The organism is Amorphoplanes friuliensis DSM 7358 (assembly GCF_000494755.1).
GTDB classification, from domain to species: domain Bacteria; phylum Actinomycetota; class Actinomycetes; order Mycobacteriales; family Micromonosporaceae; genus Actinoplanes; species Actinoplanes friuliensis.
Map to the genome: position 1 here is coordinate 7,604,907 of NC_022657.1, position 18,587 is coordinate 7,623,493.

Annotated in this window: 19 protein-coding genes; 7 read left to right on the top strand and 12 right to left on the bottom strand. The window is 70.1% G+C overall.

Features of this window, described 5'->3' with window-relative positions; genetic code table 11:
• Positions 1–42 precede the first annotated feature (42 nt).
• Positions 43–3,120 (bottom strand): putative bifunctional diguanylate cyclase/phosphodiesterase, encoded by a 3,078-nt coding sequence (locus AFR_RS34990; RefSeq protein WP_023561555.1) that lies wholly within the window; start codon positions 3,118–3,120, stop codon positions 43–45.
• 80 nt (positions 3,121–3,200) lie between these two features.
• Here AFR_RS34990 and AFR_RS34995 point away from each other — a divergent pair, with 80 nt between their 5' ends.
• The 7 genes from AFR_RS34995 to AFR_RS35030 all read left to right on the top strand — a co-directional run bounded on the left by AFR_RS34995 (position 3,201) and on the right by AFR_RS35030 (position 9,255).
• Positions 3,201–3,842, top strand: coding sequence for a class I SAM-dependent methyltransferase (locus AFR_RS34995; protein ID WP_023561556.1), 642 nt, complete (start codon positions 3,201–3,203; stop codon positions 3,840–3,842).
• 92 nt (positions 3,843–3,934) lie between these two features.
• Entirely contained in the window at positions 3,935–5,158 is a 1,224-nt protein-coding gene (locus AFR_RS35000) for an NRAMP family divalent metal transporter (protein WP_023561557.1), read from the top strand.
• Between the two features lie 38 nt (positions 5,159–5,196).
• Positions 5,197–5,958, top strand: coding sequence for a LamB/YcsF family protein (locus AFR_RS35005; protein ID WP_023561558.1), 762 nt, complete (start codon positions 5,197–5,199; stop codon positions 5,956–5,958).
• A gap of 17 nt (positions 5,959–5,975) precedes the next feature.
• Positions 5,976–6,773: a putative hydro-lyase gene (locus AFR_RS35010; protein WP_041843142.1), complete on the top strand. Its 798-nt coding sequence runs from the start codon at positions 5,976–5,978 to the stop codon at positions 6,771–6,773.
• Positions 6,770–7,387 (top strand): 5-oxoprolinase subunit B family protein, encoded by a 618-nt coding sequence (locus tag AFR_RS35015; protein ID WP_023561560.1) that lies wholly within the window; start codon positions 6,770–6,772, stop codon positions 7,385–7,387. The genes AFR_RS35010 and AFR_RS35015 overlap by 4 nt, the downstream gene beginning before the upstream one ends.
• Positions 7,384–8,580, top strand: a complete 1,197-nt coding sequence (locus AFR_RS48175; protein ID WP_023561561.1) for a 5-oxoprolinase subunit C family protein — start codon at positions 7,384–7,386, stop codon at positions 8,578–8,580. The genes AFR_RS35015 and AFR_RS48175 overlap by 4 nt, the downstream gene beginning before the upstream one ends.
• 33 nt (positions 8,581–8,613) lie before the next feature.
• Positions 8,614–9,255, top strand: a complete 642-nt coding sequence (locus tag AFR_RS35030; RefSeq protein ID WP_023561562.1) for a GntR family transcriptional regulator — start codon at positions 8,614–8,616, stop codon at positions 9,253–9,255.
• 9 nt (positions 9,256–9,264) lie between these two features.
• On the opposite strand, the gene AFR_RS35035 is transcribed toward AFR_RS35030, so the two are convergent.
• From AFR_RS35035 to AFR_RS35085, 11 genes are all read right to left on the bottom strand, one after another.
• Complete coding sequence (locus AFR_RS35035) at positions 9,265–9,993, bottom strand: HAD family hydrolase (RefSeq protein WP_023561563.1); 729 nt, start codon at positions 9,991–9,993, stop codon at positions 9,265–9,267.
• A 9-nt stretch (positions 9,994–10,002) separates the two neighbouring features.
• Positions 10,003–10,764 carry an ROK family protein gene (locus AFR_RS35040; protein WP_023561564.1) on the bottom strand — a complete coding sequence of 254 codons (762 nt, stop codon included), beginning with the start codon at positions 10,762–10,764 and terminating at the stop codon, positions 10,003–10,005.
• Positions 10,765–10,799: 35 nt separating this feature from the next.
• Positions 10,800–11,702, bottom strand: a complete 903-nt coding sequence (locus tag AFR_RS35045; RefSeq protein ID WP_148308172.1) for a DNA-3-methyladenine glycosylase family protein — start codon at positions 11,700–11,702, stop codon at positions 10,800–10,802.
• Between the two features lie 343 nt (positions 11,703–12,045).
• Complete coding sequence (locus tag AFR_RS35050) at positions 12,046–13,287, bottom strand: hypothetical protein (RefSeq protein WP_023561566.1); 1,242 nt, start codon at positions 13,285–13,287, stop codon at positions 12,046–12,048.
• Positions 13,288–13,390: 103 nt separating this feature from the next.
• Positions 13,391–14,179, bottom strand: a complete 789-nt coding sequence (locus tag AFR_RS35055) for a DUF4142 domain-containing protein (RefSeq protein WP_023561567.1) — start codon at positions 14,177–14,179, stop codon at positions 13,391–13,393.
• 196 nt (positions 14,180–14,375) lie between these two features.
• Entirely contained in the window at positions 14,376–15,071 is a 696-nt protein-coding gene (locus AFR_RS35060) for a COG4315 family predicted lipoprotein (protein ID WP_023561568.1), read from the bottom strand.
• Between the two features lie 280 nt (positions 15,072–15,351).
• Positions 15,352–16,140, bottom strand: coding sequence for an anti-sigma factor family protein (locus AFR_RS35065; RefSeq protein ID WP_023561569.1), 789 nt, complete (start codon positions 16,138–16,140; stop codon positions 15,352–15,354).
• On the bottom strand, positions 16,137–16,814 hold the full coding sequence (locus tag AFR_RS35070) for a sigma-70 family RNA polymerase sigma factor (protein ID WP_041841376.1): 678 nt from the start codon (positions 16,812–16,814) through the stop codon (positions 16,137–16,139). The genes AFR_RS35065 and AFR_RS35070 overlap by 4 nt, the downstream gene beginning before the upstream one ends.
• A gap of 504 nt (positions 16,815–17,318) precedes the next feature.
• Positions 17,319–17,666: a nuclear transport factor 2 family protein gene (locus AFR_RS35075; RefSeq protein ID WP_023561571.1), complete on the bottom strand. Its 348-nt coding sequence runs from the start codon at positions 17,664–17,666 to the stop codon at positions 17,319–17,321.
• Positions 17,663–18,103 (bottom strand): SRPBCC family protein, encoded by a 441-nt coding sequence (locus AFR_RS35080; protein WP_023561572.1) that lies wholly within the window; start codon positions 18,101–18,103, stop codon positions 17,663–17,665. The genes AFR_RS35075 and AFR_RS35080 overlap by 4 nt, the downstream gene beginning before the upstream one ends.
• Positions 18,100–18,582 (bottom strand): ArsR/SmtB family transcription factor, encoded by a 483-nt coding sequence (locus AFR_RS35085; RefSeq protein WP_338012104.1) that lies wholly within the window; start codon positions 18,580–18,582, stop codon positions 18,100–18,102. The genes AFR_RS35080 and AFR_RS35085 overlap by 4 nt, the downstream gene beginning before the upstream one ends.
• Between the last annotated feature and the right edge of the window lie 5 nt (positions 18,583–18,587).

Sequence of the window (18,587 nt, forward strand, 5' to 3'; positions counted from 1 at the left end):
CGGACTTTCTCCTGGTCACAGCGTGCGCAGGAGTCCGTCCACTCACGCGGCGGCGAGTGGCAGCGGGTTGCGGAGCCAGGCCAGCGCCTCGGTCGGGTCCAGCGGCTCCGAGTAGTAGTAACCCTGGCCCAGCGGGCAGCCCAGGCGGGCGAGCAGCTGCCGGTGGGTCGCGTCCTCGATGCCCTCGGCGACGACGGTCAGGTTCAGCGTCTGCGCGAGGCTGACGATGCCGGCGACCAGGGCGAGCTGCTGCTCACTGCCGATCATGTCGTCGATGAAGGTCTTGTCGATCTTCAGGACGTCGATCGGGCGCTGCCGCAGATAGCTCAGCGACGAGTACCCCGTGCCGAAGTCGTCGATCGCGATGCGGACACCCAGCTCCTGCAGCACGGCGAGGTCGGCCCAGATCTGCTCGTCGTCACCCATCAGCAGGGTCTCGGTGATCTCCAGCATCAGCGCCTGCGGCGGCACCCCGGCGTAATCGAGCGACGCCCGGACCTGCTCGACAAACCCGGACTGGCGGAACTGCCGGACGGAGACGTTGACACTCACGTACGGCTGGCGGGTGCGCGGCAGGATGCGGCGCCACTGCGCGACCGTGTGCAGGGCCTGGTCCAGCACCCAGCGGCCCATCGGCACGATGAGCCCGCTCTCCTCGGCGACCTCGATGAACTGGTCCGGCGCGATGACACCCCGGGTCGGGTGGTGCCAGCGGACCAGCGCCTCGAAGCCGACCGCCTCGTCGGTGTCCAGGTCGACGATCGGCTGGTACTGCAGCAGGAAGTGGCCCTCGTTGACGGCGTGGTCCAGCGCGGACCGCAGCTCGAGCCGCTCGACCATGACGTCGTGCAGGTGCGACTGGTAGCGCCGCCACTGGTTCTTGCCGGCGCCCTTCGCGACGTACAGGGCGAGGTCGGCCTGGCGCAGGAGCGCGTCGGCGGTGTCGGCCTCGGGGGTCGTGGTGATGCCGATGCTGGCCACGGCCTGCAGCGGCTCGCCGTCGACGATGATCGGCTCGGCCAGCGCGGCCAGGATCCGGGTGGCCGTCTCCTCGACCGCACCCGGGTCCTGGACGTTCTCGACCAGCGCGGCGAACTCGTCGCCGCCCAGCCGGGCCGCGGTGTCGTCGGCCCGCAACGCGCCCGAGATCCGCTCGGCGACCGCGATGAGCAGCTGGTCGCCGACCGCGTGACCCAGGGTGTCGTTGACGATCTTGAAGTCGTCCAGGTCGATGAAGAGCACACCGACGACCGAACCGTCCCGGGCGCCCCGGGCCAGCGCGTGCTGCAACCGGTCGGCGAACAGCACGCGGTTGGCCAGGCCGGTCAGCGAGTCGTGGAACGCCTGGTGGGTCAGCTCGCGCTCGAGCTGACGCCGCTCGGTGACATCGCGCAAAGTCACGACCAGCCCGGCGACGGTCTGGTCCGCGCGCAGGTCCCGGCAGTGCATCTCCAGCATCACCTCGGTACGCCGGCGCCCGACCGCACGGAAGTCGAGCCCCTCCTGCGTGCCCTCACCACCGCGGACGGCGCTGAGCACGTCGGCGAGCCGCGGACGGTCGCCGGGGTGGATGATGTCCGGCAGGCGCGCACCCACCGGGTCGCCGCCGAGCACGTGGACGGCGGACGGGCTCGCGTACCGCACCCGGTCCTCGTCGTCGACGATCAGGATGACGTCCGAGGTGTTCTGCACCAGCGTGCGGAAGTACGCCTCACTGTTGCGGCGGGTCACCTCGTTGCTCAGCGCGATCCGTTCCAGGGCGAGCGCGACCTGGCTGGCCAGCACCTCCAGGGCCCGCTGCAGGCCGAGCAGCGCCCAGGTCGGGCCGCCGACGTGCAGCACACCCACGAGCGGGTCGCCGGTCGGGCGGTCCTGGAGCACCAGCGGGCAGCGCAGCACAGTGTTGAACTGCGTCAACCGGACCGCGACGGCCCAGTCGACGTCCCGGGTGGCGACCAGGCCGGCGGCCGTACCGGTCCTGCGGTCGTGGTCGGACTGCGCGGCGGTCTCCGGCGAGACCGGCTCCTCGGGTTCGGTGTACGCCATCGCCAGGACCACCCGGTGCGGCACGTCCGCGGGCAACAGCTGGGCCACGGCCGTACGGACGGCGTCACCGACCTCGTCCGCGTCGGCGGCCGAGACCAGGGCGGCCGAGGCCTCCCGCAGACCACGCTCACGGGCCATCGCCAGGCGGTGACTACCCATGATGCCCGCCATCCGGGCCAGGACCAGCAGGAACGTGCAGGCGCTGAGCGCCGCGACGACGTTCAGATCGGGCACCTCGCCGTCGACGCGGACCTGGAAGACCAGCACCGCGGGTGCGACGAGCGAGGCCAGGGCCAGCAGGGCCAGCCGGATCCGGCCCAGCTCGGCCGTGGGGGCGGCGGCGGGACGGGTCAGCGCGGCCATCGTCGGGCTGAGCGCGGCCAGGCCGGCCGCGGCGTACAGGGGGATCCGGCCGAAGGCGGCCAGGTAGGCGAGGTCCTCACGGACGGCGACGAGGTTGAAGCCGACATCGGCGAGGAGCATCGCCAGGATGCCCACGGCCAGCCAGCCGGCGGCGCGGACACCCCGGCCCGAGACCGTGAGCAGCCGGGTCAGCAGGGCGAGGCAGAGCAGGTCACCGACCGTGAACGCCACCGAGATCCAGCGTTCAATGGTTGTCAGGTCGGTGTCGCGCAGGTGCGGGCCGATGACAAACGTCCAGGCCAGCAGGGCCACGGCCGAGGTCAGCGTGAGAGCGTCGAGGAGGCCGCCACGGTCGCGGCGCCCGCCCGTGCGCAACCGGACGAACCAGAACAGCACGGTGGCGAGCAGCAGGTAGACGACGAGCAGGATGCCCGTACCGATGGCATGCAGGTGGGAGACGGCCCGCTCGGCCGCGGGACCGGCCGTGAAAACCGCCGTGCCGGCCACCGAGAGGACCACAGCGGCGCTCAGCACGTGCCAGGGGCCGCGGTGATCGGGCCGCTGCCGGCGGATCCCGGTGCCGATCACCAGCACCGCGGACAGCCCGGCGAGCAGGCGTACGGGCAGTTGCCAGGCGGGTTCGGCGTAGAACGTCACGCCGAGCACCACCATCCAGGCGCCGAAGAGGGCGGCTGCCAACCGTGTCGGCATGCTGCTCCTCTCGTGACGGTGTACTGGTGACGCTGCCCCCTGATCGGTCCCGTGTCTTCCCAACTGAGCAGAATCGGTACGTGTCCACCGACTTCGTCCGCGCGAACACGCGGCTCGCCCCCGTTCCCTTCCTCCCCGAGCTCGTGCTCCACCAGGCCGACGAGCCGATCGAGCTCTGGGAGCGGACCGAGGAGGCGGGCGGGGAACAGCCGCCGCCGTTCTGGGCGTTCGCCTGGGCCGGCGGGCAGGCGCTGGCCCGGCACCTCCTCGACGATCCCGGCCTGGTCTCCGGCCGTGCCGTGCTGGACCTGGCCACCGGGTCGGGCCTGGTCGCGGTGGCCGCGGCCCGCGCCGGGGCACGACCGGTCACCGCCAACGACATCGATCCGCTCTCGCTCGCCGCCGCCGAGGCCAACGCCGAGGCCAACCGCGTCCGGGTCCGGACCGTCGAGGGAGACCTCCTCTCCACCGGGTACGCCGAAGCCGACGTGATCCTGGCGGGCGACGTCTTCTACAGCCGGGAGATGACCGGCCGGGTGCTGCCGTTCCTGCGCAAGGCCGCCGGCCGGGGCGCGCTGGTGCTGGTCGGGGATCCGGGGCGGGCGTACCTCCCCACCGACGGGATGATCCGCCGCGCGACCTACGACGTGCCGGTCATCGAGGCGCTGGAGAGCGTCCCGGTCCGCCGGACGAGCGTGTGGCAGGTTTTAACGTCCGCGTAATCGCAGATTGTTCAACAACTCTTGTGCGATCGTTGAACAATCCCTAGCGTCAGGGGTGCCTCCAATCGAACTACCCCGATCGAGGAGTGCCCATGTCGACCGAAACCACCACACCCGCCCGCACCCGCCGCACCGCGCTGATCGGCGCGATCTTCCTGATGGCGACCAGCGCCATCGGTCCCGGATTCATCACCCAGACCACCACCTTCACGGCGAAGCTGGGCGCCGCGTTCGCCTTCGGCATCCTGATGTCGATCCTGGTGGACTTCGTCGTCCAGATGAACATCTGGCGGATCATCTCGGTCAGCGGCAAACGCGCCCACGAGATCGCCAACGCGGTGGTGCCCGGCGCGGGACACCTGCTGGCCGCCCTGGTCATCCTGGGCGGGCTCGTCTTCAACATCGGCAACGTGGCGGGCTCCGGCCTCGGCCTCAACGCGGCGCTCGGTCTCGACCCGAAGATCGGCGGCCTGATCAGCGCCGTGATCGCCATCTCGATCTTCGTGGTCAAGCGGGCCGGGATGGCGATGGACCGGCTGCTCATCGTGCTCGGCATCGTGATGATCCTGCTGACGCTCTACGTCACGATCGTCTCCGGGCCACCGGTCGGCACGGCCCTGCAGCAGGCCGTCTGGCCGGATGAGATCGACTTCGCCGCGATCACCACGATCATCGGCGGCACGGTCGGCGGTTACATCACCTACTCCGGTGCGCACCGCCTGCTCGACAGCGGCACCACCGGGCCCGAGCACACCCGCGAGGTGACCCGCGGCGCCCTCACCGGCATCGCCGTCACCGGCCTCATGCGGTTCCTGCTCTTCCTGGCGATCCTCGGCGTCGTCTCCGGCGGCGTCGCGCTGAACACCAAGGGCAACGCCACCGCCCAGGCCTTCGAGTCGGCGGCCGGCGAGTTCGGCCTGCGAGCCTTCGGCGTCATCCTCTGGGCCGCCGCGATCACCTCGGTCGTCGGCGCGGCCTTCACCTCGGTCTCGTTCTTCGACGCCTTCTCCAAACGCCTCGCCGAGGGACGCCCGCGCTCCTGGGCCACCGTCGCCTTCATCGCGGTCTCCACGGCGATCTTCCTGGCCCTCGGCACCGCACCGTCGGCCCTGCTGGTCTTCGCCGGCGGTTTCAACGGGCTCATCCTCCCGATCGGGTTCACCATCCTCCTGTACGCCGCCTGGCGCCGGCGCGAGCTCCTCCGCGGGTACGCGTACCCGATGTGGCTCCTCGTCCTCGGCGCGGTCGTGGCCGCACTGACCTGGTACATGGGCATCATCTCGGCCCGCACGATCTTCGACTACCTGGCCGGCTGACACCTTCTGATCCTCACCACCTGAACAGGGAGACCGGCATGGATCTCAACAGCGACCTCGGCGAAGGCTTCGGCACCTGGCGGCTCGGCGACGACACCGCCATGCTCGACGTGGTCAGCAGCGCCAACATCGCCTGCGGGTTCCACGCCGGCGACCCGCGTACGCTCCTGGCCACCTGCGAACGGGCGGTCGCCACCGGCGTGGTCATCGGCGCCCAGGTCGGATACCGCGACCTGGCCGGCTTCGGGCGGCGCTTCATCGACTACGAGACCCCCGACCTCGTCGCAGACGTCATCTACCAGCTCGGCGCCCTCGACGGCCTGGCCCGCGCGGCCGGCGACCGCGTCCTCTACGTCAAGCCGCACGGCGCCCTCTACAACACGATCGTCCACCACGAGCAGCAGGCGGCCGCGGTGGTCGACGCCGTCCGCCGCTACGACCCCGACCTGCCCGTGCTCGGCCTGCCGGGCTCGGTGTTCCTGCACCTCGCGGACGAGGCCGGCCTGCGTACCGTCCGGGAGGCCTTCGCCGACCGCGGCTACCACCCGGACGGAACTTTGGTTTCCCGCCGCGACCCCGGCGCGTTGCTCCACGATCCGGCCGAGGTCGCCGACCGCATGCTCCGTCTGGTCACCGACCGCACCCTGGTCGCCGTCGACGGCACCGTGATCAAGGTGGAGGCCGACTCCATCTGCGTCCACGGCGACTCCCCGGGAGCGGTCGGCATGGCCCGCGCGGTCCACGCCAAGCTCACCGCCGCCGGCATCCCGATCACCTCCTTCGCCGGATCCGGCTCATGACCCCGGCCGACCTTCCCTTGACGTCTGTCGGGGCGGCTGGGAGAGGTGCCGCTGCCGCGGCTGATCTTCGGCAGGGGTTCCGGGCCGGGCTTGTCCGGCCCACGGCCGGGCTGGTACCGGGGATGACGCAGGCCAATCTGATCGCTGTGCCGCGGGACTGGGCGTGGGACATGCTGCTCTACGCGCAGCGGAACCCGAAGCCGTGCCCGGTGCTCGACGTCAGCGATCCGGGCTCGCCGGTCAGCGTCCTCGCGCCCGGTGCTGACCTGCGCACGGACCTGCCGCTCTACCGGATCTGGCGCGACGGGAAACTGGTCGACGAGGTGCCGGACGCGACGGCGGCCTGGCGGGACGACCTGGTGGCGTTCCTGATCGGGTGCAGCTTCAGCTTCGAGGAGTCCCTGATCGCCGCGGGCATCGACGTCCGGCACATCTCGACCGGACGGAACGTCCCGATGTACCGGACCAACCGCCCCTGCCGTCCCGCCGGGCGCCTCCACGGCGAGCTTGTCGTCTCCATGCGGCCGATCCCGGCAGACCGGGTCGCCGACGCCGTCACGATCAGCGGCCGCTTCCCGGCGGTCCACGGCGCACCGGTCCACATCGGCGACCCGGCCGGGCTCGGCCTCACCGACCTGGACAGCCCCGACTTCGGCGACCCGGTCGAGATCCGCCCCGGCGAAGTCCCGGTCTTCTGGGCCTGCGGCGTCACCCCGCAAGCCGCCGTGATGGCATCACAGGTGCCGTTCGCGATCACCCACGCACCCGGCCACATGTTCCTGACAGACGTCCCCGACACGGAATACGCCCGATGACAAGATTTCTCCGCTGCGGCCGCGAGGCCCTGCTGGTGGAGGTCGACGACCTCGACGCCGCCCTGGCCCTCTACGCGGCACTGCACGCGGCCACGCTGCCCGGCGTGGTCGACCTGGTCCCGGCGGCCCGGACCGTCCTGATCCGCCTCGACCCGGCCGTCACCTCCCCGGCGGCGGTCGAGAAGGCCACAGCCGGTCTGCGCCTCGACGGGCCCGGCGTGACCGACGCCGGCACCGTCGAGATCCCGGTCAGCTACGACGGCCCCGACCTGGCCGCGGTCGCCGAACACACCGGCCTCACCACGGACGAGGTCATCACCCTCCACACCGGCTCGCCGTGGACGGTGGCGTTCGCCGGCTTCGCACCCGGCTTCGGCTACCTGACCGGCGGCGACCCCCGCCTCGACGTACCGCGGCGCGACTCGCCCCGTACCCGCATCCCGGCCGGCTCGGTCGGCCTCGCGGGCCGTTTCTCAGGCATCTACCCGAACGACAGCCCCGGCGGCTGGCAGCTCATCGGCACCACCACAGCACGCATGTGGGACCTGGGTCGCCCGGAGCCCGCTCTGCTCGTACCCGGAGTAAAAGTGATCTTCAAGGCGGTGTCCCGATGACGGTGACCATCATCCGGCCCGGCCCCCTCACGGTCCTCAAGGACGAAGGCCGCCCAGGCCACGCCGCCCAGGGCGTCGCCCCCTCGGGCGCGGTGGACCGCACGGCCTACGCCCGCGCCAACACCCTGGTCGGCAACCCACCCGGCCTGGCCGCCCTGGAATGCACCCTGGGCGGGCTCCGCGTCCGCTTCGACGAACCAGCCACGGTGGTCCTGACCGGCACCGACGCGGTGCTATCGGTGGACGGCGCCCGCGCCGGGGCCGAAGAAGTCCTCACGGTGCCCGCGGGCGCTGTCGTCTCGGTGACGATGCCGCGGCGGGGGCTGCGGAGCTACCTGGCGGTCCGGGGCGGGTTTGCTGTCGAACCGGTTCTGGGCTCGCGTTCGACGGACCAGCTCGCCGGGGTCGGCCCCGCCAAGCCTGCCGCCGGCGACACCCTCCCGATCGGGCCCACCCCCGCCTTTGCCACTACCTTTGCCGACCCCACCCTTACCGACCCTGCCCCGACCGATGCGGCCTCGATCAGCCCAGGGGCGGCCGGCGCCACCCGGATCAGCTCCGCCGAGCCGGCCAGCGACAATCCGCGTCCAGCCGCCCCTGCCACCCAAACAGGCGGCCACACCGGCCCGGCCGATGTCTCCACCCAACCACCCACCAACGCCTCTGGGCGGCCCAACATCCTTGAAGTTGGGCACCGCCCAACCGATCCCGCGCCCCAAACCGGCAACCACAATCACCCGGCCGACCCCGCTGCCCAATCCGGTCTGGGTGATTCCGCCGCCCAACCACCCACCACCGCCGGCCCAAGCGATCAACTTGGGCGGGCAAGCGACGGCGCCGGGTCGGAGGGGGCGTTGGAGGTTGATCTGGGGCCGCGCGACGACTGGTTCACCGGCGAGGCGGTGGAGACGTTCTTGAGTGCGGAGTTCACCGTTTCCCCGGCCAGCGACGCGGTCGGGCTGCGGCTCACCGGGCCGGCGCTGACCCGGTCACGCAGCGCCGAGCTGCCCAGCGAAGGCGTGGTGAGGGGTTCGGTCCAGGTCCCGCCGGACGGGCATCCCATCATCTTCCAGGCCGATCATCCCGTCACCGGCGGCTATCCGGTGATCGCCGTGCTGACGCCGGAGGCTGCTGACCGGGCGGCGCAGGCCCGGCCCGGTGCGAAGGTCCGGTTCCGGGTCGCGCCCGATTGAGGGCGGCGGCGGTACGGCTGATTGACTGAGCTGGTGACGACGGTGGAGAAGCCGGGTTCGGCGGCCAGGGCGGTGGAGCGGCTGCGGAATTCGATGATCAACGGGGAGTTGGCGCCGGGTACGCGGCTGTCCGAGGCGTCGTTGACCGGGCCGCTCGAGGTGTCGCGGAATACGTTGCGGGAGGCGTTCTCGACGTTGATCGAGGAGGGGCTGCTCGTCCGGCAACCGCACCGCGGGGTTTTTGTCGCGACGCTGAGTTCGGCGCAGATCGCGGACATCTACCGCGTACGCGTGCTCCTGGAGTGCTCGGCCCTGCAGCAGGCGCCGGTCGATCCGCCGCGTGCGGAGGGGATGCGGGCCGCGATCGACGAGGCGCAGCGAGGAGTGGCGGCCGGGGACTGGCGTGCGGTCGGGACGGCGAACATGCACTTCCATGAGCAGATCGTGGCGCTGGCCGGGAGTCCGCGGCTGGACGCGTGGATGCGGCAGCTGACCGCCGAGCTGCGCCTGGCGTTCGTCGCGGCGCCGGACGTGGGGGCCCTGCACCGGCCGTTCGTGCCGATGAACGAGGAGATCACGACGATCTACGAGGGTGGCGAGGCGGGGCGTGCGGCGGAGGTGCTCCGGACCTACCTGTTGACGTCCGAGCGGATCGTCCTCGGTCACCTGCCCTGATCGGGGGCGTCAGATCGGGAGCAGGTCGCGCAGGCCGAAACCGTCCTCGACGAAAGCGTCCGGCTCGGGGAAAGCGGCCGGATCCTCCTTATCGGTACGCGGCGAGCGCAGCAGAATAGCGGCGCCGGCATCGGCTCGCCGCGCACACACGACGTCCCGCTGGCGGCTGTCCCCGACGAACCAGCACTGCTCGGCCGGCACCCGCAACTCCCGGGCTGCACGCCAGATCATCTCGGGGTTCGGTTTGCGGACGCCGGCTTCGTCGCTGTAGATCTGCACCTCGAAGAGCCCGCCGATGCCCGCCCTGTCGAGGAAGTCGCGATGGGCGGCACCGCTCATCGCGTTGCTGACGACCGCCATCGGCAGCTCGGCGGCACGGGCCGCCCGCAACGCCTCGGGAATGCCCGGCCGGAGCGCCCAGCCGTCACGCCACGCCCAGTCGTAGGCGAGCCGGGTGGCCTGCAGGCGCACTGCCTCCTGCGCCTTGCGTGGCCAGTCGCCGGTGACGAGCGCCCAGACCGCGGCGTGGGACAGCTCGTCCGGGTGGTCCTCGTCGCGCCAGGCCGCGTACGCCTGATGGCCGGCGAGCAGGGACCGGCTGATCTCGCCGGGGGTGAGCACACCGCCGGTCAGGTTGTAGAGCCGCAGCACCAGCTCGGGTGGCGCGAGGTCCTGCGGGGGTGCGTCGGCGAGCACACCGCCGAAGTCGAGGAGCAACGCGGACGGGGTGGGGAGCATGCTTCGAATCTATCGAGATCCGTCAGCCCGCAGGGTCCACGCGCGGACGCCGCCGACGATCCCCGCTGTGTTGGGCACCACCACCACGTCGTCGCCCATGCGGGCCAGCTGCGTCGGGGTGATCAGACGTGAGTTGCCGCCGCCCAGGTAGATGCGGTCCCAGAGGAAGACCGGTCGCAGTCCTTCGACGACGTTGCGGACCCGCCGGGACCAGAGCGCGTCGCCGAGCCGGCGCCGCTCGTGCTCGCCGATGTAGGTGTCGTAGCTCATCCCCCACCGCACCGGCGCCTGTGACATCTCCAGGTGCGGTGCGAGCTGGCCGCCGTCGAAGAGTGCGCAGCCCAGCCCGGTGCCGAGGGTCAGCATGAGTTCGCAGCCGGTGCCCGCGACCACACCGGCGCCGTGCACCTCGGCGTCGTTGAGCACCAGCGTCGGCAGCCCGAAGGCCTCGGACAGAGCGGTCCGCGCGTCGAATCCGTGCCAGGCCTCGACCAGCTCCGGATCGATCTTGGTGCGCGGCCCGCTGCGGGTCACGTAGTGCGGCGTCGCCACCACCACGCCGTGCCGCAGCATGCCGGGCATCCCGACGGTGACCCGGTCCGCCGTCGGCAGGCGTTCCCCGAGCTCCAGCAGGGTCTTCACGAACAGGTCCGGGGGCAACGGGTACGGCGTCGGCACCCGTAACGGCTGGGCGCGCATGGTGCCCGCGTCGTCGAGCACCGAGCCCTTGATGCCGCCGCCACCGCAGTCGATCGTCAACGTGAAAGCCACGCCCCAGTGTGCAACGGCTGTCCAGCAGGCGACACCTAGAACTTCGCGAAGGACCGGATCGGCATCCGCGGCCCGAACTTCGGCGCGCTGATCCCGCCCATCGCGAGCAGGTCGCACACCCGGCCGCGATGCCCGCGGAACGGTTCGAGGAGCTCCAGCATCCGGGCGTCGGTGCCGCGGGCCTCACCGGCGAGGCCCCAGGCCACCGTGTTGGGGATGTGGAAGTCGCCGACACTGACGGCGTCCGCGTCGCCGAAGGCCGTGCGGACCACCTCGGCGGCGGTCCACGGACCGATCCCCGGGACGGCGGTGAGCCGCCGGGTCGCCTCGGCGCTGTCCACGCAGCGTTCGAGCCGGGCCGCGACCAGGGCCGCCCGCAGCAGCGCCTGGGTGCGGCGCTGCTCGACCCCGAACGGGTGGAACGTCCAGTACGGCGTGGCCGCGACCGCTTCGGGGTCCGGCGGCAGCAGCAGCTCGGCCGGTCCCGGCGCCGGTTCGCCGAAGTGTTTCATCATCGACCGGTAGGCCCGGTGCGCCTCGATCCCGGTGACCTTCTGCTCCAGGATCGCGCGGATCAGCCGGTGGAAGACCTGGCCGCTGGCCGGATAACGCACCCCCGGGAAGGTCCGGGCCAGCCGGGCGACCAGCGGATGTGCCGCCGCCAGGGCCGGGAAGTCACTCACGTCGTCGCGCAGTCCGGCAAACGCGTCCGCGCGGTCGACCAGCCAGTCCGCGCCGGGTCCGTGCCCGGTCGCGGTCAGTTCCGCGCCCGCCCGGGCGAGATGCAAAGATCCAGGACCCTCCGGGGTACGCGCGGAGAGCCAGAAATCGGTGTCGGTGAGCGTGCCGCACGGGTCGTAGCGGACCACCAGCAGCGACCGGAGCGTGGCGCGGAAGTGGTAGCCGTCCGGGAGGCTCAGCCGGCGGGTCCTCGTCACCCGGGTCACTGTGCCACCTTCTTTCGCGGCCGCCAACCTCCGCCCGGGCACAGACGTGCCGATGGCCCTGACCGCGCTCCCGGTCAGGGCCATCGGTGAGGGTTGGCGGACACCCGAGTCGGTCCGCTTCACCCGGTAGCGGAGCTGCGTAGCTCGGCTCGAGAGTGGGTACCGCGCCTCCTTTCGTCAGCCGATTCCTGTGCTCGAGCCGCCTGCCGCGGGTGCCGTCCTCAGGGGGTGGACGGCGGTCCGGTCCCGACGGGGGGTCCCGCGCGGGGCGGCGTCACCTTGACGGCGGCGCCGCCCGCGGGGTTCGGTTCCGGTTTGCGGCAGGGCTCCGTACTCAGTTGTTGTTGTTCTGGTCCCCGTTGTTGCCCTGGTCGCCGGCCTGGTTCTGGTCGCCGGCCTGGTCCTGGCCACCCTGGTTCTGGTCGCCACCCTGGTTCTGGTCGCCGGCCTGGTCCTGGCCGCCCTGGTTCTGGTCGCCCTGGTCCTGACCCTGGTCGCCGCCCTGGTCACCGTCGTTGTTGCCGCCGCCGCCGACCTCGATGCGGACCGCGTCGAACGCGGGCGTCTGGTTGGCGCGCTGCATCATCGGGATGCGGTGCGAGCCGTCACCGGCCCACGAGGCGCACTGCGCGGTGCCCTCGGCCGGGAGGCCGGGAACCTGGATCGTCACGACGTCCGGAGCAGCGCTGCCCTGACGGTCCTCGGTCGCCACGAAGAACGCGGGGACCGGAGCCGGGTCGGGAGCCTCCGAGGTGCTGTTCAGCATGCGGCAAGCGGTGTGGAAGTGACCGCGGACGAGACCGCCCTGCAGCACCGAGCTCTCCACGTAGTACCCGCCCTGACCGGCCGCGAGGAAGCGGTCACGGATCAGGTTCCGGGTGCTGACCCGCAGGGTGAACGCCGTGTTCGGCTCGACCTGGGTCGGCGCCTCGGTGATCAGCAGCGACGGGTTGTTCTCCTGCGCGCCGACCTCACCGAACTCGGTGGAGACACAGCGGTTGCCGTTCTGGAAGCCGTCGTGCGGCTGCAGCTGGCTGTTCTCGCAGCTGTTGGCCAGGATGCCCAGACCCGCACCCGGGGGCGGGGTCACAGCGCCGCCACCGTTGTTGCCGCCCTGGTTGCCGCCACCCTGGTTGCCGCCGCCCTGGTTACCGCCCTGGTTGCCACCGTTGCCGGCCGCGGTGCTGGCGCTGCTCGACGGTGCTGCGGTCGCGCCGCCACCACCACCGTTGTTACCGGCGTTCTGCATGACCCACTGCCGGCAGCGGGACCGCATCTGCGCGGTGGTCGGGACGTCGCCCGAGCCGTCGTCGGCGTGCTGGGTCACCTTGCCCTTGTTGGTGGTGTAGGTGCCCTTCTTGGTCTTGGTCGACAGCTTCGTCGACTTCGGCGCCTGGATGTTGTTGCAGGCGGCCAGAGCACGCTGCTGCGAACGCTTGGTGCTCGCGTCCGAGACCTGCGTGACGGTGACAATGCCGCCGAAGGCAACCAGGGTGGCTACCGCGGCGATGATCCGGCGCCGACCGGTGAACCACTTCGAATACTTGGATTCGCGCCGGTACTGCGACCTTCGCATGGTGACACCTTTCTCTGTCGCACACGTGGCGGGCGGTGGAGCAGCCGCCTGGGGGTGATGCCGTACGGCCTGGTCGACTGGCCAGGTCGGAACCGGGCGCGGGCTATCGCGTCCGGAAGATGCGCATGGTGGTGATGACACCGGCGACGAGTGCGCCGGCGAGAACGAGGAGGATCACTGAGGTGTTGACACCCGGCACACCGTTGGTGCCGGCGGCGGCGAGCATCTGGTTGTCGACCGGCACCGGGCCGCCGTTCGCCGCGGCGGGGGCCGGGGCGGTCGGCAGCGAGCCGTAGTCGACGATGCCGCTGCTCTCGAGGAGCGTCATGTGGGTCATGACGAACTGGTTGGTCTGCTGGGCCAGCTTGCGGACCGAGTCGTTGCGGGTGCTCGCCCGGATCGTCGCGATGGCCGGGAAGATCTTGCCGTGCGCCGCCCGCAGCCGGTCGATGAAGATCTGGTCGAACTGCTGCGCGGTTGCCGCGTTGCGCATCTCGTTCAGCCAGCCCTCCTGATCCCGGTTGGGCTCGTTCGGGAGAGCGATGCCGAGCTTCTTCGCCACCGAGATGTCGAGCTTGTCCAGCACCACGTGCTGGGCGGCGATTGCCTTGCCGACGTTCACGACCCGGGGGTCCTCGGACTTCTCGACCGCCATGTTGCCGGCCGGGACCTCCCACAGACCTGCGAGGCGAACCTTGATGACGAAGTCACGGTCGGCAGCGCTGACGGCACCGGCGCCCTTGTCGGTGAGGCCGGTGTTCGGCGGGACCGGAACCGGAGTGGCGTCGACGGCCCGGGCCATGCCGGCCGGAGCCAGCAGGAACGCCAGGACCATTGCCATCGTGCCCACGAGCCAGCGCTGCAGCCGGCGAGCGGAACGGGTGGCAATCATCTTTCACACCTCCGACAAATTGATTCCGGCGAGACCGTTCACCGCCACCGGAAACGCTAGGAGAAGCACTTCGGTAAAGGCAAATGGAATGCGGAACACTTAGGTACGAATTAACGAGAACTTATGAAGCGAATTCATTCGTGGTGGTGGCCGGTCACGCCGGGTGGCGATGACCGGCCACACCTACGACCGTCTGTCAGTAGCTGTAGTCCGAGCCGGCGCTGTCGTCGCTGCCGGCGTCGCCGCCCGACTCGTCGCTGTCGCTGCCCTCGTCGTCCGCCGGGGGCGCAACGGCCTTCGACGGAGCCGGGAGGCAGGTCAGGTTCTTCTTGCCTTCGGGGGTGACCACGAACCAGGTGGTGCCGACGTTCTGGCCCTTCCACTGCCCGGGCTTCTTGTCACCGATGTAGGTGTAGACCGGCCACTTGTCGATGGTCAGCTGCAGCGTGCCGTCCTCGCGCTCGACGGTGCCGACGAGGTCGGCGTCCACGCCCTTGAGCTTGGGCTTCTCACCCTTGTTGACCACCGCGGGCGGCCACACCTTGGCGCAGTCACCCTTGCAGTTGGACACGACCTCGGGCTTGACCTTGTCCTTGTCGAACCGGTACAGCACAAAGCCGTCCTGGTTCTGGACCGTCTCGCCCATGCGCTTCACTTCTTTGGCGGTGAGCTCGCTCGTGACCTCGTCCGCGCTCAGCTCGGGCGCGTCGGTGTCCGCGGCGTCGTCCTCAGCCGCGTCGTCGCCCTCGGCCTCGGCACCGGGTGTGGGGGTCGCGGTCGCGTCGACAGCGTTGGCGGCCGGCTGCGCGCCGTAGTCGCTCGCGTTGTCCAGTCCCGCCGGGGCGCAACCGGTCACAGCGAACGCCGCCGCGATTGCGGCGCCGACGACCATCAACTTTCGCTTCTCCGGAACCACGGTGTGCCCTCCAACTGGATAATCCATCTCGGTGTTCGGGCAGTAGTACGCGCGGCGGGTCCCAGCGGTTGAAGAATCGGCTCAAACAAATTCATGGAATTTTGCTTGAACCGATCGGCGTCCCGGTACGTAAATGGTTGGCCCACCTGCACCTTTGTTGCGCAGCGTGCACTCGCATTCACGCTTGGTTCTGGTCCAGGGGTAAAGAAAAGCCCGGCCGCAGTGTCGCGGTCGGGCTTTCCAAGTGCTCGATGGATCAGGGAACGCGGACCAGCGTCTCCGTCGCGCCCTTGGGGCCGACAGACTGGATCTGCAGGTGCGCGATCTCGTCACGTGGCAGTGCCGTGGCCGCCTGCAGCAGCAGCGGGTCCGGCTGGGCCGCCGTGCCCCAGCCCTTGTCACCGACCTGCCACGTCGACAGGACCTCGGTCGAGCCGTCGGTGCGGACAGCCACCAGCCGGCAAGTCAGTGGTCCCTTGATGCTGGAGACCGCGAAGGACACCTGTGTCCCCCAGTCCTTGGCCTCGAGAGCCACGTCGGCGCGAACCCCGGAACGGGGGTCGGTGCCGCCGAGCCGCTCGCCGACCAGGTCCGGTCCGCCGATGCCGACGCCACCCTCGGACAGCGGCAGCGGGTCCAGCTGCTTGCTGGAGCCCTGTCGCGCCTGGGCCGGCGTGGACGGGTTGTTCTGCTGGTCGGGCCCGAGCCACTGGCCACCGGCGAAGAGCGCACCGATCGACAGCATCGCGAAGACGACAACCGCGGCGGCCAGGGAGTAGAGCCGACGGCTGTTCGCCCGCCGCCGCTCCCGCTTGACCTCACCGATCATCTTCTTCAGCACGAGGCCGTCCCGGCGTGACTGCTCCGTCGCGACCAGCGCGTCGGCGTCGACGTCCGAGAGGATGTCCACCACCGGCAGCAGCGACTCGAGCTCGATCGCACAGGTCGGGCAGTCGATCAGGTGGTCCTCGAAACGCGTGGCGTCCCGGTCGTCGAGCACGCCCAGCGCGTACGCGGCGACGTCGAAGTGCTGTTCCTGGGTCATTCCGTCACCCCCCGCTGCTGCAGGGCCGTACGCAGGGCCCGCAGGGCGTAGTACACACGAGACTTGGCAGTGCCCAGGGGAAGACCGAGCACCTCGGCCGCCTCAGGGACAGTTTTGCCGCGAAAATACGTCTCGACCAGAATCTCACGGTGCGACTGGCTGAGCGTACGGAGCGCGTCGGTAACGGTCATCAGCTGCAGCACCCGATCGGTGTCGTCGGCCGTGCTGGGAAAACTCTCCAGCTCCCGGTCGTACGTCTCCGGCGGCCGCGCACTGACACTGCGGTGATCGTCGATGGCGATGCGCCGGGCGACGGTGACGAGCCAGGGCCGGAGCGACTGCTGCCCCTGGGCGCCGAGCCGGTGCGCGTTGCGCCAGGCCCGCAGGAGCGTCTCCTGGACGATGTCCTCGGCCCGCTGACGGTCGCCGCCGGTGAGCCGGAGAACGAACATCAGCAGCGGACCCGCGTGCTCCTCGTAGAGCATCCGGACGAGTGTGTCTTCGTGGCTGGCCGTTTCCGACGTAGCCCCGTGCCGGGCCTGTCGTGGAATCACGGCATCATCATTGTCCGCACCACGGCCTCCGTCGAGAGCCTGCCAACCGCCACCGGACCGCTGCTGCGTCATCGCGCACACCCTGTCCGGCGTGAGCCGCTCCATGACCAACGCATGCATCGATTCCTCCAGCCGGTGCTTTCCCCGTCGCCTGTCATACGGCCGTGGAACCCGGCCGGGATCAAAGCGAACGGGAAAATTTCCGGAAGCCCGGTGGGCAGGCCGGTCTGGACGAGCAGTTGCAAGAGGATCCTCCGGGTCCAAGCCACAGGGGGGCCGTGACTTTCATCCATAGACACCGATTTGTACTCGGGGGCACGCGAATAATACTCAGCAAGCACGCCGAGTCGACAGACGCACAGTGCGCACTCCACCCGCAAAGCGGATGCAACACCAGCAACCGGTGCCGCGACAGTGACCCACCGTCACCAAAACGTGAGTACCGGTCGACTCCGTTTCACACAGAACAAGGGACAAAAGGGCCTTCGACCTCGGACGCCAGGCCGACCCACCACCGCCGAAGAGCCCAGCCCTCACCACCCAGAGCAACATCAACTTCCCGGTACGCGGTGACTCCCGGCACAACCCCGGACAAAAACGTGCCCAAGGGGCGGGACGAGTAACTCAGGACAGAGGGACCACGTAGGAGTCGACGCGGGCGATGAGCCCGTCCCGGAAGGTGAAGAGGTCGTTGAAGGCGAACCGGAACGGCCCGTGCTCGACGCTGACGCCACGACCTTCACCCGTGACGACAACAACTGGGCCGTCCTCCAGGACGCGATGGACGTCGAGCTGAGGGCTGCCGTCGAAGGCCGGGTTCTCGATCTCACCGTCGAACTCGTCCTTGCCCCGGGTCGTCCGGTGCCCGTGAATGACCCACTCGACATCCTCGGCCAGGGTGGTGAGGATCCGCGGATGATCACTCGCCCGGAAACCGGCGAAGTATTCCTCCACGAGCTGCTTCTGACTCACGGCGTTTCCCCCAGATGTACGGCCAGCGCGTCGACGATCGACCCGAGCCCACCGGCGGCCTGCGCCGTCGCAAGCTCAGGCGGAAGCCTGCGCTGATGGATGGTCAGGTCAGTACCTTCTCCGGCAGCCCGGATGGTCACCGTCGTCCGCAGCCCGGTCACGGCTTCGTCGAACACCAGCTCACGCGGAGCGTCGAGACTCACGTAGACGAACCGCAGCCGCCGACCACTCCCGTCGGGCCCCCGCGTATCAAGCGCAAACTCGCCACCCGGCCGCGGATCGACAGTCACGGACTCCGAGGGAACAGTGGCGTGCGAGCCACCCCAGAAAGCCGCAATGCTCGCCGGCGTCAAAAAGGCAGCCCAGACCCGCTCAGGCGAAGCCGCCAGCCACCGCCGAGCGATCAGCTCGTCACCCTGAAGCTCAACCCGGGTCACTGCGGCGCCCCCAGATGACCCTCGAGGGCATCAAGCCGGTCATCCCAGGCCCGGCGCTGCTCATCGATCCACGACCCCAGCAACGCCAACTGATCAACCCGCAACCGGCACGGCCGACTGGTCCCCTCCCGCCGCTGCTCGACCAGCCCACACTTCCGCAGAACTCCGACGTGATGCGAAATCGCCTGCGGCGTCAGAGCAAAAGGCCGAGCCAACTCCCCCACCGTCGCGTCACCCAGGGAAAGCCGACTGACCAGAGCACGCCGAACCGGATCACCAAGAGCAGCAAAGGCAGCGTCCAGAGAAGCAGTCACCCAGCAACCGTAACGCAAAAGATGGTTTGCGCAAAGAATCGTTTGCAAAAGACGGCAACCAAGCACGAACCCCCGCACGGTGGCTACGGAAAAGGCACCGTGCGGACACCCCACAGTGCCGCCCTTGACCTGACCAGAAGCACACACCAACCCGCAGCGGGACACCAAAC

What these genes read in the sequence shown, in the direction of transcription:
- AFR_RS35070 (WP_041841376.1), bottom strand. Translation starts at nt 16,814, where the DNA reads ATGCATGCGTTGGTCATGGAGCGGCTCACGCCGGACAGGGTGTGCGCG.
- AFR_RS35055 (WP_023561567.1), bottom strand. Translation starts at nt 14,179, where the DNA reads ATGATTGCCACCCGTTCCGCTCGCCGGCTGCAGCGCTGGCTCGTGGGC.
- AFR_RS35060 (WP_023561568.1), bottom strand. Translation starts at nt 15,071, where the DNA reads ATGGTCGTCGGCGCCGCAATCGCGGCGGCGTTCGCTGTGACCGGTTGC.
- AFR_RS48175 (WP_023561561.1), top strand. Translation starts at nt 7,384, where the DNA reads ATGACGGTGACCATCATCCGGCCCGGCCCCCTCACGGTCCTCAAGGAC.
- AFR_RS35065 (WP_023561569.1), bottom strand. Translation starts at nt 16,140, where the DNA reads ATGACCCAGGAACAGCACTTCGACGTCGCCGCGTACGCGCTGGGCGTG.
- AFR_RS35005 (WP_023561558.1), top strand. Translation starts at nt 5,197, where the DNA reads ATGGATCTCAACAGCGACCTCGGCGAAGGCTTCGGCACCTGGCGGCTC.
- AFR_RS34990 (WP_023561555.1), bottom strand. Translation starts at nt 3,120, where the DNA reads ATGCCGACACGGTTGGCAGCCGCCCTCTTCGGCGCCTGGATGGTGGTG.
- AFR_RS35050 (WP_023561566.1), bottom strand. Translation starts at nt 13,287, where the DNA reads ATGCGAAGGTCGCAGTACCGGCGCGAATCCAAGTATTCGAAGTGGTTC.
- AFR_RS35015 (WP_023561560.1), top strand. Translation starts at nt 6,770, where the DNA reads ATGACAAGATTTCTCCGCTGCGGCCGCGAGGCCCTGCTGGTGGAGGTC.
- AFR_RS35000 (WP_023561557.1), top strand. Translation starts at nt 3,935, where the DNA reads ATGTCGACCGAAACCACCACACCCGCCCGCACCCGCCGCACCGCGCTG.
- AFR_RS35035 (WP_023561563.1), bottom strand. Translation starts at nt 9,993, where the DNA reads ATGCTCCCCACCCCGTCCGCGTTGCTCCTCGACTTCGGCGGTGTGCTC.